This window comes from Aerococcus sp. UBA6277 (assembly GCF_002440555.1).
GTDB lineage: Bacteria > Bacillota > Bacilli > Lactobacillales > Aerococcaceae > Aerococcus.
Window position 1 is genome coordinate 1 of record NZ_DJUR01000025.1, and the last position, 14,878, is coordinate 14,878.

The 14,878-nt window shown below is 39.2% G+C and carries 15 protein-coding genes; 4 read left to right on the forward strand and 11 right to left on the reverse strand.

Features of this window, described 5'->3' with window-relative positions; genetic code table 11:
• The 3 genes from B2V22_RS04625 to gndA all read right to left on the reverse strand — a co-directional run.
• Positions 1 to 1,491, reverse strand: a 1,491-nt coding sequence (locus tag B2V22_RS04625; protein ID WP_290490806.1) for a sensor histidine kinase, incomplete at its 3' end; no start/stop codon positions are given.
• A complete protein-coding gene (locus B2V22_RS04630) occupies positions 1,491 to 2,198 on the reverse strand; it encodes a response regulator transcription factor (protein ID WP_290490807.1) in 708 nt (235 codons plus the stop codon). The genes B2V22_RS04630 and B2V22_RS04625, both read right to left, overlap by 1 nt.
• Positions 2,199 to 2,242: 44 nt before the next feature.
• Complete coding sequence (gene gndA / locus B2V22_RS04635; RefSeq protein ID WP_290490808.1) at positions 2,243 to 3,676, reverse strand: NADP-dependent phosphogluconate dehydrogenase; 1,434 nt, start codon at positions 3,674 to 3,676, stop codon at positions 2,243 to 2,245.
• 241 nt (positions 3,677 to 3,917) lie between these two features.
• Between gndA and B2V22_RS04640 the strand changes: the two genes are divergently transcribed.
• Entirely contained in the window at positions 3,918 to 4,088 is a 171-nt protein-coding gene (locus tag B2V22_RS04640; RefSeq protein WP_290490809.1) for a MerR family transcriptional regulator, read from the forward strand.
• Between the two features lie 72 nt (positions 4,089 to 4,160).
• On the opposite strand, the gene B2V22_RS04645 is transcribed toward B2V22_RS04640, so the two are convergent.
• From B2V22_RS04645 to B2V22_RS04680, 8 genes are all read right to left on the reverse strand, one after another.
• Positions 4,161 to 4,655, reverse strand: a complete 495-nt coding sequence (locus B2V22_RS04645; protein ID WP_290490810.1) for a thiol peroxidase — start codon at positions 4,653 to 4,655, stop codon at positions 4,161 to 4,163.
• 95 nt (positions 4,656 to 4,750) lie between these two features.
• Positions 4,751 to 5,968, reverse strand: coding sequence for a tRNA uracil 4-sulfurtransferase ThiI (thiI, locus tag B2V22_RS04650; protein ID WP_290490811.1), 1,218 nt, complete (start codon positions 5,966 to 5,968; stop codon positions 4,751 to 4,753).
• Between the two features lie 13 nt (positions 5,969 to 5,981).
• Entirely contained in the window at positions 5,982 to 7,127 is a 1,146-nt protein-coding gene (locus B2V22_RS04655) for a cysteine desulfurase family protein (protein ID WP_290490819.1), read from the reverse strand.
• A gap of 246 nt (positions 7,128 to 7,373) precedes the next feature.
• Entirely contained in the window at positions 7,374 to 9,095 is a 1,722-nt protein-coding gene (locus tag B2V22_RS04660; RefSeq protein WP_290490812.1) for a septation ring formation regulator EzrA, read from the reverse strand.
• Between the two features lie 248 nt (positions 9,096 to 9,343).
• A complete protein-coding gene (gene rpsD / locus B2V22_RS04665) occupies positions 9,344 to 9,955 on the reverse strand; it encodes a 30S ribosomal protein S4 (protein ID WP_003143535.1) in 612 nt (203 codons plus the stop codon).
• A 222-nt stretch (positions 9,956 to 10,177) separates the two neighbouring features.
• On the reverse strand, positions 10,178 to 10,867 hold the full coding sequence (locus B2V22_RS04670; protein ID WP_290490813.1) for a 5'-methylthioadenosine/adenosylhomocysteine nucleosidase: 690 nt from the start codon (positions 10,865 to 10,867) through the stop codon (positions 10,178 to 10,180).
• Between the two features lie 40 nt (positions 10,868 to 10,907).
• Positions 10,908 to 11,780, reverse strand: a complete 873-nt coding sequence (locus B2V22_RS04675) for a hypothetical protein (protein WP_290490814.1) — start codon at positions 11,778 to 11,780, stop codon at positions 10,908 to 10,910.
• 12 nt (positions 11,781 to 11,792) lie between these two features.
• Positions 11,793 to 12,338 carry an NUDIX hydrolase gene (locus tag B2V22_RS04680; protein ID WP_290490815.1) on the reverse strand — a complete coding sequence of 182 codons (546 nt, stop codon included), beginning with the start codon at positions 12,336 to 12,338 and terminating at the stop codon, positions 11,793 to 11,795.
• A gap of 273 nt (positions 12,339 to 12,611) precedes the next feature.
• Here B2V22_RS04680 and B2V22_RS04685 point away from each other — a divergent pair, with 273 nt between their 5' ends.
• The 3 genes from B2V22_RS04685 (at position 12,612) to B2V22_RS04695 (ending at position 14,813) form a co-directional block, all read left to right on the forward strand.
• Complete coding sequence (locus tag B2V22_RS04685; RefSeq protein WP_290490816.1) at positions 12,612 to 13,247, forward strand: 5-bromo-4-chloroindolyl phosphate hydrolysis family protein; 636 nt, start codon at positions 12,612 to 12,614, stop codon at positions 13,245 to 13,247.
• A 12-nt stretch (positions 13,248 to 13,259) separates the two neighbouring features.
• Positions 13,260 to 14,465: a toxic anion resistance protein gene (locus tag B2V22_RS04690; RefSeq protein ID WP_290490817.1), complete on the forward strand. Its 1,206-nt coding sequence runs from the start codon at positions 13,260 to 13,262 to the stop codon at positions 14,463 to 14,465.
• Between the two features lie 102 nt (positions 14,466 to 14,567).
• A complete protein-coding gene (locus B2V22_RS04695) occupies positions 14,568 to 14,813 on the forward strand; it encodes a GlsB/YeaQ/YmgE family stress response membrane protein (RefSeq protein WP_290490818.1) in 246 nt (81 codons plus the stop codon).
• Positions 14,814 to 14,878: the final 65 nt, after the last annotated feature.

Here is a 14,878-nt window from a genome sequence, read left to right on the forward strand (position 1 = left end):
TTCCAACAACTGATCAATTCGTTCACGGTCAGCTGCTGAAATTTCGTCTAAGGTATTCAAGATTGGGAAGCGAACATGGAAAATAGACCCATTGCCCAGTTCACTCTCTACAAAGATAGAACCCTTGTACCCTTTGATTAATTCTTTAGCGATGGATAAACCTAGACCATTCCCTCCACGTTCACGAGACCGCGCCTTATCCACGCGATAGAAGCGGTTAAAGATACGGTTTTGGTCTTCTTGAGACATCCCCTCACCGAAGTCTTGGATAGCAATTTCAATATAATCAACAGCGTTGGTCGCAACAGAAATATGGATTTCTTGGCGATCAGTTGAATATTTGACAGCATTATCCAATAAAATAATCAGGATTTGCTCAAGATGGTTACGGTAAATCCGAATCTCATAATTACGACGTAAGTCATTTTCCAAGAAGAATTGGAAGTCTGGATACAGGAGCTTGAAGTTTTGGAAAACTTGATTGATTACTTCGTTAATTAACGTCGTCTTATCATAATACTGAGCATCCACTTGCCCTGCTCGAGATAAATCTAACATCTCTTGCACGAGGACCTTCATCCGTTCTAACTCATTTACAGAGGCTGACAGGGACTCTTCAAGAATTTCTGGATCATCCTTACCCCAACGATTTAACATATTTAAATGCCCTTCAATGATGGCTACGGGTGTTCGTAACTCATGGGAAACATCTTCCACAAAGTGAATTTGTTGGTCAATATACTCACTCGTTTGATCTAGCATCTGGTTGATACTTTCAGAAATTTCAGTAATTTCACCGCGGTATTCTGATACGTTCAAACGACGGTCAGCAATATTATCCGCAGTGATGTTCTTTAAGAACCGTTTCATCTTTTGAATCGGTTGAATAAAGAAATAAGCTACACCAAATCCAGCCACAACGGCGATAATTAAATTAACTCCCGCTATGATGATCAATTCAGTTCGTTTATCAGATAGTTTATCGGCGACTGATTGGTAATCGAAGGTTGCAAAATAATACCCAATTTGTTCAGATCCATCATATATTAGTTGATAAGTCAGGAAGTCACCAGTTTCTTTGGATCTAGTTCGGCCTGTTGTTCTACTAGTCGAATAACTATCTACAGTAGTCCCTGAATTATAAACCAGGTTACCATTTTCATTATAAACTTGGATTTTCACGTCATGTTCATTCAAGTAATCTTCTAATGAAATATTCTCAATGGCAATCCGTGATTGGAATCCTTCACGCACTTCAGAAGCTGGGCGCGATGCTAAGGAATTTAGATAGGTTTGTAAATACGTGTCAATTTGTGTAACCTCAGCCACATAGTTTTCTTCTAGCGCTTGTTGTTCTTGAATATTTGAAATGATGGGGCTCACACTCAAGGCCAACCAAAACATGCTAGATAAAACTAAGCCCCACTTCCAAATTAATGAAAATGGGTGCTGCAGTTTTGTTTTAAAATCATTTAAAACGCTATTAAACATTATTCTGGGGTCCTCATTACATAGCCCATACCACGGACAGTTTGAATGTAACCTGGTTGACCATCCACGTCGATTTTATTTCGTAAGTAACGAATATAAACATCTACAACGTTGGTTTCAACTTCAGTTGTATAGCCCCACACTTTATTTAATAATTCTGTACGAGGTAATACAACATTAACGTTCTCCATTAACATCACCAATAACTCGTACTCACGTTTTGTTAAATCGATAATCTCTTCGCCACGGCGAACGATACGATTTTCTTTTTCAACAGAAAGGTCACGGAAAGTTACTTTCGTTTGTTTTCTGTGTTGTTGTTCTTCTTCGATATCAATACGACGAAGTAATGCACGAATACGTGCCAATAATTCTTCAATCGCAAACGGCTTAACGATATAGTCATCGGCACCGTGGTCAAAACCTGATACACGGTCAATAACTGAATCTCTAGCCGTCATGATGATAATCGGCACATCTGAAGTTGGTCGTAAACGACGACACACTTCAATCCCGTTAATCTCTGGCAACATTAAATCTAACAAGATTAAGTCCCAGTTGCCTTCCTGGGCTTTTTCAAGCCCAATACGACCATCCTTAGCAAGTTCTGTTTCGTAACCCTCATGTTTAAGTTCTAATTCAACAAAGCGCGCTAAGTTTTTTTCATCTTCAACGATTAAGATGCGTTTTGCTTTTTCTTCACTCATAATTTCACCCTATTTCCTGCACAAATTTATGGGCAAACCCAAAATTAAGCATCGATTTGTTCTTCTTTATCCCATAATAAGTGGTAAGAACCTTCAGCATCAACACGTTCGTAAGTATGCGCACCAAAGTAGTCACGTTGTGCTTGAATGATGTTCGCTGGTAAAGTTTCTGAACGGTAACTATCGTAGTATGACAAGGCAGATGTGAAACCAGGTACTGGAATACCAGATTTAATTGCTTCTGCTGCTACTTCACGAGTTGCTTGTTGATATTCTTTAGCAATATCCATAAAGTATTCATCCAATAAGATGTTTTCTAAGTCAGCATTGTTTTCGTAAGCATCCATGATTTTTTCTAGGAAGCCTGCACGGATGATACATCCAGCACGGAAAATAGCTGCGATTTCTTTATAGTTCAAGTTCCAACCATATTCTTCTGACGCTGTACGGTATTGGTAGAAGCCTTGCGCATAAGACATGATTTTAGAGAAGTATAAAGCTTTACGGATTTTTTCAACGAAATCGTTTTTGTCGCCTTCGAATGTTGTATCTTCTGGTCCAGCTAACACTTTAGAAGCGCGAACACGTTGGTCTTTCAATGCTGAAATGTAACGTGCGTAAACTGATTCAGTAATTGTTTGTAATGGTACACCAATATCTAATGCTGATTGAGAAGTCCATTTACCAGTACCTTTGTTACCTGCACGGTCCAAGATCACGTCAACCATTGGTTTACCTGTTTCTGGATCATGTTTTGTCAAGATATCAGCAGTAATTTCAATTAGGAAACTGTCTAATTCACCAGTGTTCCAATCTGCAAAATGGTCAGCGATTTCTGTTACAGGTAAGTCTAAATGACGACGTAATAAATCGTATGTTTCAGCGATTAATTGCATGTCACCGTATTCGATACCGTTGTGAACCATTTTAACGTAGTGACCAGCACCGTTAGGGCCGATGTAAGTTACACATGGTTCGCCATCGCTAGGTGCTTTAGCTGCGATTTGTTTTAAGATTGGTTCCACAATATCGTAAGCTTCTTTAGGACCACCTGGCATCAAGCTAGGGCCTTTAAGCGCACCTTCTTCACCACCAGAAACACCCATACCAATGAAGTGGATACCAGAACCGTCGATTTCGTTAGAACGACGAATTGTATCTTGGAAGAATGTGTTTCCGCCATCAATAATGACATCGTCTTTATCTAATAATGGCATTAATTGACTGATTGTTGCATCTGTTGCTTTACCTGCTTGTACCATTAATAAGATACGGCGAGGTTTTTCTAATGAATTCACAAACTCTTCCATAGTCTCAGTAAAAACTAAATTTTTATCTGAATTTTCATCTACAACAGCTTTTGCTTTGCTGGTAGTACGGTTAAATACAGCCACCGTATATCCACGGCTTTCAATATTCAACGCTAAGTTCTTGCCCATTACGGCCATTCCGACAACACCAATATGTGCTTCAGTCATTTATTTTCCTCCTTAAGGTAACAACTTGATGATAAAACCTTCTCATATAGTATCAAACAATCTCATAATTTAAAAGTATCTCATCATAATCATAGTAAATTTAACGCTTAATTTTAGCGCTTATTCATAATTCACTTCTTATTATACCACTAACTTGAAAATTTTCATTTAGAAGATACCGGAAGAAAGCAATATCCTTTTGTGTTATAATGGTCGAGAATTAAAAATGAGGAGTATTGATATGCGTAAAAGTCTAAAGAAACATACACCAGAAAAACGTGGCTTCGATAAAATGTACAATAAAAAAGACAAGAAAACCGGTAAAATCTTCACATGGATCATGTTAGTCTTGATTCTATCATCAGTAGTCTTGTCCTTAGGTTTTGCCTTATACAGCTATTTCGCTATGTAATATAATTTGAATTTAATAAAAAAGGAGGTGTGACAAAAGCGTCACACCTCCTTTTTTACTATCTAATTTTTCTTACGCTAGTGAGTCAACTACTTGAATAGCACTTTCATAATCTGGTTCGTTTGTTACTTCATTAACGATTTCTTTGTAAACAACATTACCTTCAGTATCGATAACGAACATTGAACGTGCCAATTTACCTAATTCTGGTAAGAAAATACCGTAGTCTTTACCGAATGCTGCTGCATCATTTAACATACGCATATCTGAATCATTTTCAGATTTCCAGTTAGATAAAGATTCGTCAGTATTCATAGATACTGTTGCAACTTCTACGCCTTCACCAGCTTGTTTAGCATAGTCGCTAATACGATTTGACTGGATAGAACATACAGATGTATCAATATCTGGTACAACGGATAATAAAAGTACTTTACCAGCAAAGTCCGCTTTACTTACTTTGCCACCACCTACTTCATTCAATTCAAAATCAGGTGCCACTTGGTTTACTTCTACCGGAGTACCTTCTAATTCTACAGCTTCGCCTTTAAATGTAACAGTTGCCATAATGTTAATTCCTCCTTTGATTGATTAACTTAAGTCTATCAATAGTATAACAATAACTTTGAGGAGAACTCAATTCAAAAGGGTTAGCCCTTACATTATAATAAGTCGCTGAAGGCGTCGGAATCTTCCTTGTTGCGCGATCCAGGCATAATTTTCTCGCCCATAGCACCTTCAACAGCCCGTTGTACCAAACCTTCAATATCTAATCTTGCCTCGTAGTAGGCAATATCATCCAATTTGGGCTTAGTTTTTGGTGATGGTGGCGCAAAGACGGTACAGCAGTCTTCAAATGGTTGAATAGATAAGTCAAAAGTATCAATTTTTTGCGAAATATCGATAATTTCCAATTTATCCATAGCGACAACTGGACGAATAATCGGCGATGAAGTCACTTCATTAATGGCAAACATTGATTCTAATGTTTGTGACGCCACTTGGCCAATCGATTCCCCGTTTATAATCGCTAAGCCATTGTATTGTTTTCGTAATTCATCTGAAATACGCATCATCATCCGTCGGGTAATGGTCATCAAGTAAGCTGGGTTTACATGCTCTTTAATAGCTTCCTGGGTTTCCGTAAATGGTACTTCCACAAAGTTAATCCAGCCACCAAATTTCGTCAGTTTTTCCGTTAAGTCCTTCGCTTTATTTAAGGCTTGTGGACTGGTGTATGGTGGTGAGGCAAAATGGACAGCCGTGATCCGTATACCACGTTTCATGGCTAAATATCCGGCTACCGGTGAATCGATCCCACCTGATAACATCAATACTGCATTCGCAGATGTCCCTACTGGTAATCCGCCAGCCCCGTTAATCCATTCTGACGACACTAAGAAATCTTGTTCGCGCACTTTGACACGTATGGTTAAATCCGGTTTTTTCATTTGAACTTTTAATTCAGGGAATTCTTCCGCCAAAAAGCTACCCAAAGCTTGGTTAACATCGTTTGTATCCATTGAATAGTTGTGGTCTGACCGAGATGTTGCCACTTTAAAAGTTTGCACGCCATTCTTCGCGATTTCTGCCTTGACTAATTTAACGGTCGCTTCTTTTAGCAAGTCAAAATCGCGTTCTAATTCGATCGCTGGTGAGAAACTTTGAATACCAAATACTTTTTCCAAACTATCAAGGACCTCATCTTGAGGGGCCCCGTTTAATTCCATGAACATAAAGTCATGTTGTTGGTTGATTTTAATTTCTGGATATTCACCCAAGGCTTCACGGATATTGCGCCCTAGAGTCGCCACAAATTTACGCTTGTTCTTCCCCTTCGTTGATAATTCACCGTAGCGAATCATAATTAATTCTTTCATATTACCTCCCGGATTATTGAATACGTTCAAATTTCTTCATTAGTTTCGTATATACCTCGATAAATCGGTCTACTTCAGCCATGGTGTTTTCCTTGCCAAAACTTAAACGAATAGCTTGTTTAGCCCAAACTGGATCCACCTTCATAGCACCGAGTGTAGATGAGCTATTGTTGACCGCACGACTTGAGCAGGCACTAGTTGTAGACACAATAATATCCTCATCTTCCAATGCATGGACCATCACTTCACCGCGAACGCCTTTTAAGGCGAAACAAAGGACATGTGGTGCTGCATCTTCAGGACTAAAGACTTGGACAAGGTCTGTATGTTCAGCGAAAAAAGCGCGTAATTTTTCTTGCATAGCAACCTCTTTGGCTTTCACATCCTTAGCTTCAGCTAGAGCCATTCGAAGGGCTTTGGCAGTCGCTGCAATCCCTGCTAAGTTTTCAGTTGTTGACCGTTGGCCCATTTCTTGGCCACCACCATCAAGCAACTGACTAATTACACGGTTCTGTTTCTTATATAAAATACCAATACCACGTGGACCGTTAAATTTGTGGGCTGAAAAACTCATCAAGTCAACACGATCATGAATCAATGGTTTTTCAAAAGTCCCGATACTTTGCACACCATCAACATGGTAATGGATAGTCGGATAACTTTCTAGCAAATCACCAATTTCAGCAATCGGTTGAATAGCACCAATCTCATTATTGACTGCCATGACAGATACCAAAATCGTCGTTTCTTTGATTGCCGCAGCCACATCTTCAACATGGACTTTCCCTGATTTATCAGCCGGCAGATAGGTAATTTCAAAGCCATTTTGGCTCAAGGTCTCCATGGTATTGCGAACAGATGGGTGTTCCACACTTGAAACGATAATGTGGTTACCGTGGTATTTCACCTTTTCCATCGCTGTTCCTTTAATAGCCCAGTTATTCGACTCCGTACCACCTGAAGTGAAGAAGATTTCCGGTGATTGCGCACCTAACAAGTCGGCAACTTGTTTACGCGCTGAATTTAATAGTTTCGCTGATGCAGTCCCCAACTTATGCAAACTAGACGGGTTACCGTAATATGTTTGCATGACTTGTGTCATCGTTTGTAGTGCTTCCGGCGCAATTTTTGTTGTTGCGCTGTTATCAAAATAGATCATTTCTGACATGGTCGTTCCTTCCTTTTCCCCTTTTCAACTCTTAACATATTATAGCCATATATCACAAATTGCAAGTAGCTGGCCCCAAAGTAACCCGCCATAATTTGACAGCCTCTATCTATAAAATAAATACCCGCTCATTAGCCTGGATTCATCCTTTTCCAAGCTTAAGCTTATAGTTGACAAATAGCTAACACTGACCTAAAACAGCAAAAGACCGAGCACATGTCTCGGTCCTTTCTAAAATTAGCCTACTTGATTTTCTTGGTCATACTGCTGAATAATTTCTTGTCTTGCACCTGGTTGAATTTGGTCAACCGCTCGGGCAATGTTTTCAAAGGCATCTTCATATAAGAATTCTTTATCGAATAAATAATATGACCGTTCTATTACCGCATTCAACTCTGGATGTTGCGGACGGTAACGATTCGCGTATTGAATCGCTGACTCTGTTAATTGGGCAGCGCGGACTTGTTTTTCAGTTTCATCATCCAAGTATTCAATCGCCTTAGCAATTTGATCGGTTAGATTTTCAATTTCCACCATGTCTAATTTCACACGATTTAATGATTCTGACAATTGATCAATGCGGTCGCTTGTATCGAAGAAGTAATCTAAGTACTCATTAGTCAAGCCTGGTAAATGATGAATTTCTACTGAACGCTTGATGTTACGTAAGTCAAGCTCGAACATGTATAGGTCATCGCGCGCATCGCGCTCTCTTTGACGTAAGTTAGCCAAAGCCACAACAATCGCTGATTGACCTTTATCAATTTCAGCTAACTGATCATAAATTTCGCGGTAACGTGTTTCCATATCTGAATAAGCAATTTGGTGTTCTGCTAATTGGTCATCTGTCGTTTTCAACAGGTCTTTTTGGCGTTCAATTTGATCGGCGTATTCTTGCATTTTACCCATTTCATTATCATATAATAGGTAATTTTGGGCTACACGGTCAATTTCTAATGCCCCATAGCGGTTGCTTTGTGTAACTTGTTCCAAGCGACGTTGAACAGTACCTTGGTTTTTCCCAATATACTCTCTTGAAGCTATTTCTTTCTCCATCAAAGTATACGTATGGTCGATTTGTATCCCAGCAGCTTCCATAAGTTCAGCAGCTTGGGTCAAGTCTGCATCTGACACAGCCTTTTTAGCTTCAGCCACTTTCTTTTCAGAGGCAGAAATTTCTTTTGGAATATCAACATCAATTGGGAATTGGAAATTTTCCTCTTCCATATGTGCAAAACCTTGTTTCATATCGGACACTTGTTCCACATATTCTTCGTTTAACTTGGTATACAAATTCGGAATCTTTTCCATCATTTGCTCTAATTCGTTCAAGTCAGCATCGATTTGTACCAGTGCTTCTTGAGCGCCTAGGAAATCACCATCATTCATTTGTTGGTGATATTTGGTGAAATCGAGTTCGATATAAGCTAAATGGTGCTCTAAGGTTTCTAGGGCATCACCGAATTTATAGCCATGTGCCAGCAATTCTTTACGTAAGGCAGCGTAGCGGTCGTAAGTTTCTTCATGCTTGTCTTCAGACGCTTTTTCACTGGCTAATATTTCAGTTAAACGGTCGTTGATGCCATTCACTTCTACCTTCGTTTCTTCAAGGATAGTTTCCACTTCGTCTGCAACACTTCTTGCTTTGACGATGTTGTATTTATCCGTGTAATCTTGCGCAGACACTAATGCTGCCTCGATCTCTGGTAAACGGAAACGAGTGATGGTTTGCCACTTGGCTTGTTCACTCTCGTATACTCTACGCGTTGCTCCCGAAACATTCTTGTTACGCAGTGTATATAGTTTGTCTGCTACCGGTGTAGACATGATTTCTTGTTTTTGCTCATCTAATGCAATATTAGTTTGAGTTTGTTTACGTCCTAAATAATAAATTAATCCGTAACCAAGTAATACCAATATAATTAAGATTAACAATGCGATTAAAAACGGCACACGCACGCCTCCTTCTATCCGTTGATATTTAATAAAAAATTTTAAAGGTTATTTAACCCCTATATTATCATAATTTAAGCAAAAAAAATATCCGTTATATTAAAATTGCATGCCAAATCAATCGATTCAACAGTTTATTGCTGGAACCCTTTTCCCAGAATACAATTTCTCTAGTAAAATGACCACATTCATCTCAACAGTAAATAAAAAGGCCGGAACTAAGTCCGACCTTTTCAATAACAAGTTATCTAAAATTAGATTAATTTGTTGTAGTATTCAACGACTAGAGATTCGTCGATTTCTTGGTTCATTTCGTCACGTTGTGGTAAACGAATTAAAGAACCTTCTAATTTTTCAGCGTCGAATTGTACGTAAGGTACGTGACCATATAAGCCTTCAACTGCTTCTTTAATTACTTTAACGTCTTTAGATTTTTCACGTACAGAGATTACTTGACCTGGTTGAACGCGGAATGATGGGATATCAACACGTTTACCGTCTACAGTAATGTGACCGTGGTTTACTAATTGACGAGCTTGACGACGAGTAGTCGCTAAACCTAAACGGTAAACTACGTTATCTAAACGTTGTTCTAGTAAGATCATGAAGTTAACACCGTGTTTACCTTCTTTGATTTTACCAGCTTGAACGAATAAGTTAGCAAATTGCTTTTCGTTCATGCCGTAGATGAAACGTAATTTTTGTTTTTCTTGTAATTGTAAGCCGTATTCAGATAATTTAGCACGACGACCGTTACCATGTTCACCTGGTGCGTATGGACGACGAGCGATTTCTTTACCAGTACCTGAGATTGAGATACCTAAACGACGAGAAACTTTCCAGTTAGATCCTGTAAAACGAGACATTATATATTCCTCCATAAAAATAAAATTTTGGAGTAAAATAACCTTTTAAATTGACCGCATTCGTGCATTTCACCTTAGCGCTTTCGTCTTCTGCAGCCGCAGACTACTTGGCTTACTGACGGTTGTCAGTGGTTGAAATGTTGACGAGCTTGCTTCAATTTTGCTGCATTATTTTACACGAAGTCTATCATACCATTATTCTTGACCTTCGTCAATGATAACTTAATTTAAATGTTTTAAATAATTCAACGTCACTTTAGCGGCATTTTGCCCTGCCGTCACCACAAATTCATCAAAGACCACATTAGCATCTTGTTGAGCGGTATCAGAAATCGCTCGAATAACAATACAATCAATACCAAACTGGTTGGCTACTTGAGCAACTGCAGCCCCTTCCATCTCAGCGCATTGGGCTCCTCTGAAGGTTTGGTATAGGTCATTAACCTTGTTTGTATCGGCGATAAATTGGTCACCCGTTAGAATTAATCCTCTCGTAGCCGTTAAATCTGTCTCATGATAAGCATTTAAAAAGTCTTGGATCAAATTTTCAGGTGCCTTGTAACGGGCTGGCATTGTAGGAACTTGGCCTAATTCATATCCAAAAGCACGCGCATCCGCGTCATGGTACATCGTGGCTTCCCCAATGACAATATCCCCAATTTGACGGTCTGGTGCCAGGGCCCCTGCTGACCCGGTGTTAATGATTAAATCAGGAGCCTTTTGGGCAACTAAAGTCGTCGCGATTGCAGCATTCACTTTCCCAATCCCGCAACGGGCTACAACGATCTCGTGCCCTTCGTAGGATGTTGTCCATACTTCTGTTGACCCAACAATTTCACCAGCACTTAGGCCCAGGTGTTTTTTATAGTAACCAATTTCTTCTTCCATTGGGCAAATAATTGCAACTTTCATTTATAATACACTCTCCTCTATTTGAATTGATTTAAATTAATTAAACATAAAAGGCGATGACGGTCAAAATGATAATTCCTAGAGTTAACAGGACAATCGCGATATTTAAGAAACGATCAATTTTAGTTGCCCCGAAAAAGGACTTCCCTTTGCTAGCCTCTTTGTCCGCTTGTTTACCATCCGCATCCACTTGACCTGCATGTTGACCAAACTGATTTGCCTTATCCGGATTTGCTTCAGCATTACTTGTACCGACAAAAGCTTGTTGTGATTGGTCAATTCCTTCATTATCATCTACTAATATGTCGACATCTCTTTCAGCCTCTAATACATCCTCTGAAGAACTAAAAAGGCGTTGTCTAAATGACAGCCGTTTTTTATTTTTCTTAGTAGCCTCTGCTATTAATGGTTCTTCCGCAAGTGGTGTCGACGTTCTAGCAGCCGTCACCACATGGTCGTCTTGGTTGGGCCAATCGCCCTGACCAGCATAATTGCGGTCGATTGGTCCTTGGTTTGTCGAAGAAGAATTTGGATTTAATCTATTGGTATTTGGTCGTTCAGGTCTAGACGCCTGTTCAGCTGATCTAGATTTTCCTCGACTAGCTTTTGCTTCCTGACGCTTCTTTTCATATAAAGCCTGGTTCAGCATGTCCGCAGAAAATTTCCTTGGCGCATCAAAGTCTTCATTTCGCTTAAAAATTTGGGTATTGCCCGATGTTGCATCGTGGTTAATGGGTGCTGATTTTTTGTGACGTGCATCACGAGATGTATCATATGTCGTTGATTCACCTGGTCGCTTATTTTCTTGAATTTCGTAGGCAATTTCACTACCCGTTTTGTCGGCGTGGTCAATTTTATTCTTCAAGGCTCGGTACTGTGCACGTGTTAATTGTGGTTCTTCATCTGGCGTCATATATGTCACCTACTATCCTTGTAATGTTAACATTTGCCAATATTGAATGGCGTAAATGGTCTTCATATCTGAAATTTCTCCTGAGGCAATGGCTGCTTTCGCTTGGTCAAAGTCCAGGTATACGAGTTCGATATTTTCATCGTCGTCTTGTGCGGGCGGTTCTGGTAAGTCAGTAACGTTTTGACAGGCATACATTTGAATGAATTCATCATTATAACCTGGTGTCACATAGAACCCATCTAGTTGCTGCCAATTTTCACCAGCCATACCCGTTTCTTCCGCAAATTCTCGTTTAGCAACCACCAATAAATCTTCGTTAGGATCTACTAATCCAGCTGGCACCTCTAAACTAACTGCTTCAATCCCTTTTCTATACTGACGAACTAATACAATTTTATCGTCCCTTAGGGCGAAGATACCGACTGCCGGTCCGTGGAAAATGAGTTCACGATCTGCCAGTTTACCATTTTGCAAACGGACTTGATGCTTCTCTAAGTTTAGAATCTTTCCTTTATATAACGTTTCTTTCCTAATTGTTTCTTCACCAAATGTCATCATGATCAACCTTTCTTAAACATTATATTTGTACTTTACTGATATATGTATATTTACTGTAATTTAGCTTTTGATTTTGATGGCTACTCCACTTCATTTTAGCATTTTTAACTAAAGTATGGGTTAGAAGGGGAAATTTTAGGGATTTATTTACCTTTTCAACTTGCTTCTATTGTAAAGGAATAGACTATTATTTTTAAATAAGACTAGAGGCCGATGTTGATTGAGCGCCTGTCCGATATAATGAAATTAAATCAATCAAAGGAGTGACTATACATGAACCGCCCACTTCAATATATCGCAAAAATTGGTCAATATCCCTTTTACTGGCCGATGAACGTGACAATCATTTTTCTATTGTTTGTATTTGGTACCCCCTACTATCAAATGATCTTCTGGGTGTTGGCAATATCTTTCTTAGTCTTTGTGATCAATAGTATGTATACGGCAAATACCGCTACCCATCAAAGCAACCGTAAAAAATATAAACTAGGTCGGGTGCCCAAATCAAGAAAGGACATCTATGAGGAAGCTGACCTAACTGACCAGGAGATTCATTTTTTCCGGTCCGAAATGGCTGAAGCCTTGGTTAATATCGAAACAATCTTGGGATACGAAAACTACAATACCCATTTAAATATGGTGTTCAAACGTTATGATACAAGCAAAGTCTTGAAAAGTTTTTTCCAAGCCATTACAAAAGCGCCAGATCGTTTAAACCATGCGACCGATTTCCTATATCATGTGCTCCCAAATTTAAAGGGCGCACTTGAACAATATATGGCGATTAATCAATCAATGGATAAATCGCCACGAAAAATTCAAAAGTTAACCAGTTTACGTGAGGAAATCGCAGACTTGGCCGAGCAAGCGCAAAGTTTATTCGATAGCTTCACTAATGAACCTGAGTAAAGGAGAACCATGATGACAGAAGACAAAAACCAACCATTAAACAAACAATCGGATAATATTTCTAAATCAGTAGATGATTTAATCGCCAACCCCTTCCAAGATGCGACTTTAGCCAATTCGCCCTTAGAAAACTTGGCGAATACCGATGAAGAAACGGGTATGGAACAGACGATTTACCAACAATTATCTAAAGACCGCCAGGACCAGGCTCAGGCATTATCTGAAAAAATTGACGCTAGCGATAACCAATCAATCGTTTCCTATGGTGCCATGGCCCAAAAACAAATCGGTGATTTCTCGCACCAAATCATCGCTCAAGTACAAAACCAGGACTTAGACGTTGTTGGCGAACAGTTGCGTGAATTATTAGCCCGCTTGAATGATACTGACCCAAGCCAATTGACCAACCAAAAGCAGAACCGCATTCAACGCTGGTTTAAGAAACAAAAGGCCTCTTTATATGAGATGAATGCCAAATATCAAAAAGTTGGCTACCAAATTGATGAAATCGCTGGTCACCTAACCCGTCAAAAGAATGGTTTATTAAATGACAACCTGCAACTGGATAGTTTATACCAACAAAACTTGGAATTCTTCGAAGCATTAAATGTCTACATCGCTGCTGCTCAAATCAAAGCAGAACGACTACGCCAAGAAGAGTTACCTGCCCTAAAGAGTCAGGTAACTAGTGAACATGACCAAATGACCATTCAAAAAATTGCCGACTTAGAGCAATTTATTAACCGACTTGAAAAACGAATCTACGACTTGGAGTTAACACGTGAAATCACCATCCAACAAGCACCTCAAATTCGTTTAATTCAAAATGCCAACCAAAACTTGGCTGAGAAAATCCAATCGTCTATTTATACAGCCATTCCTTTATGGAAAAACCAAATTGCTATCCAATTATCCCTATACCGTCAAAAAGATGCTTTGGATGCACAAATCGCTGTTACAGATACCACTAACCAATTGTTAACAGAGAACTCTGAATTGTTGAAACAATCATCACTTGAAACAGCAAGACAGTCTGAACGTGGTGTTGTAGATATTGAAACCTTGAAACATTCACAACAAAACCTGATCGATACCATAACTGAAACCATGCAAATTCAAGAAGAAGGTCGGGCTAAACGTCTGCAAGCTGAACGTGAAATGGTACAAATGGAAAATGAATTAAAACAACATTTACTTAATGGCGGTCAAAAAAAATAAAATGATGATTTTAGAGTGTTATCATTTCATCTGATTTAATCCATATGTTAAAATGTATATATGGACAACAAGTCCAATACAAAATGAAATGGAGGAATTATCATGGGCTGGTTATGGTCTTTAATCGTCGGTGGACTTATTGGTTGGGGTGCAGGTGCAATCCTAGGTAAAGATGTTCCTGGGGGCATTATCGGTAACATCATCTGTGGTATGTTAGGTTCTTGGGTAGGATCTACTTTCTTACAAGACTTTGGTCCTGTAATTGGTGGATATGCAGTTGTCCCTTCACTAATCGGAGCTATCGTATTAATCTTAGTATTAAACTTTATCCTTAAACGTACTAAATAAGATGCGTAAGCATTATTGAAACACCGAAGCAGGAGCAATCTAAATTGCTCCTGCTTCGGTGTTTC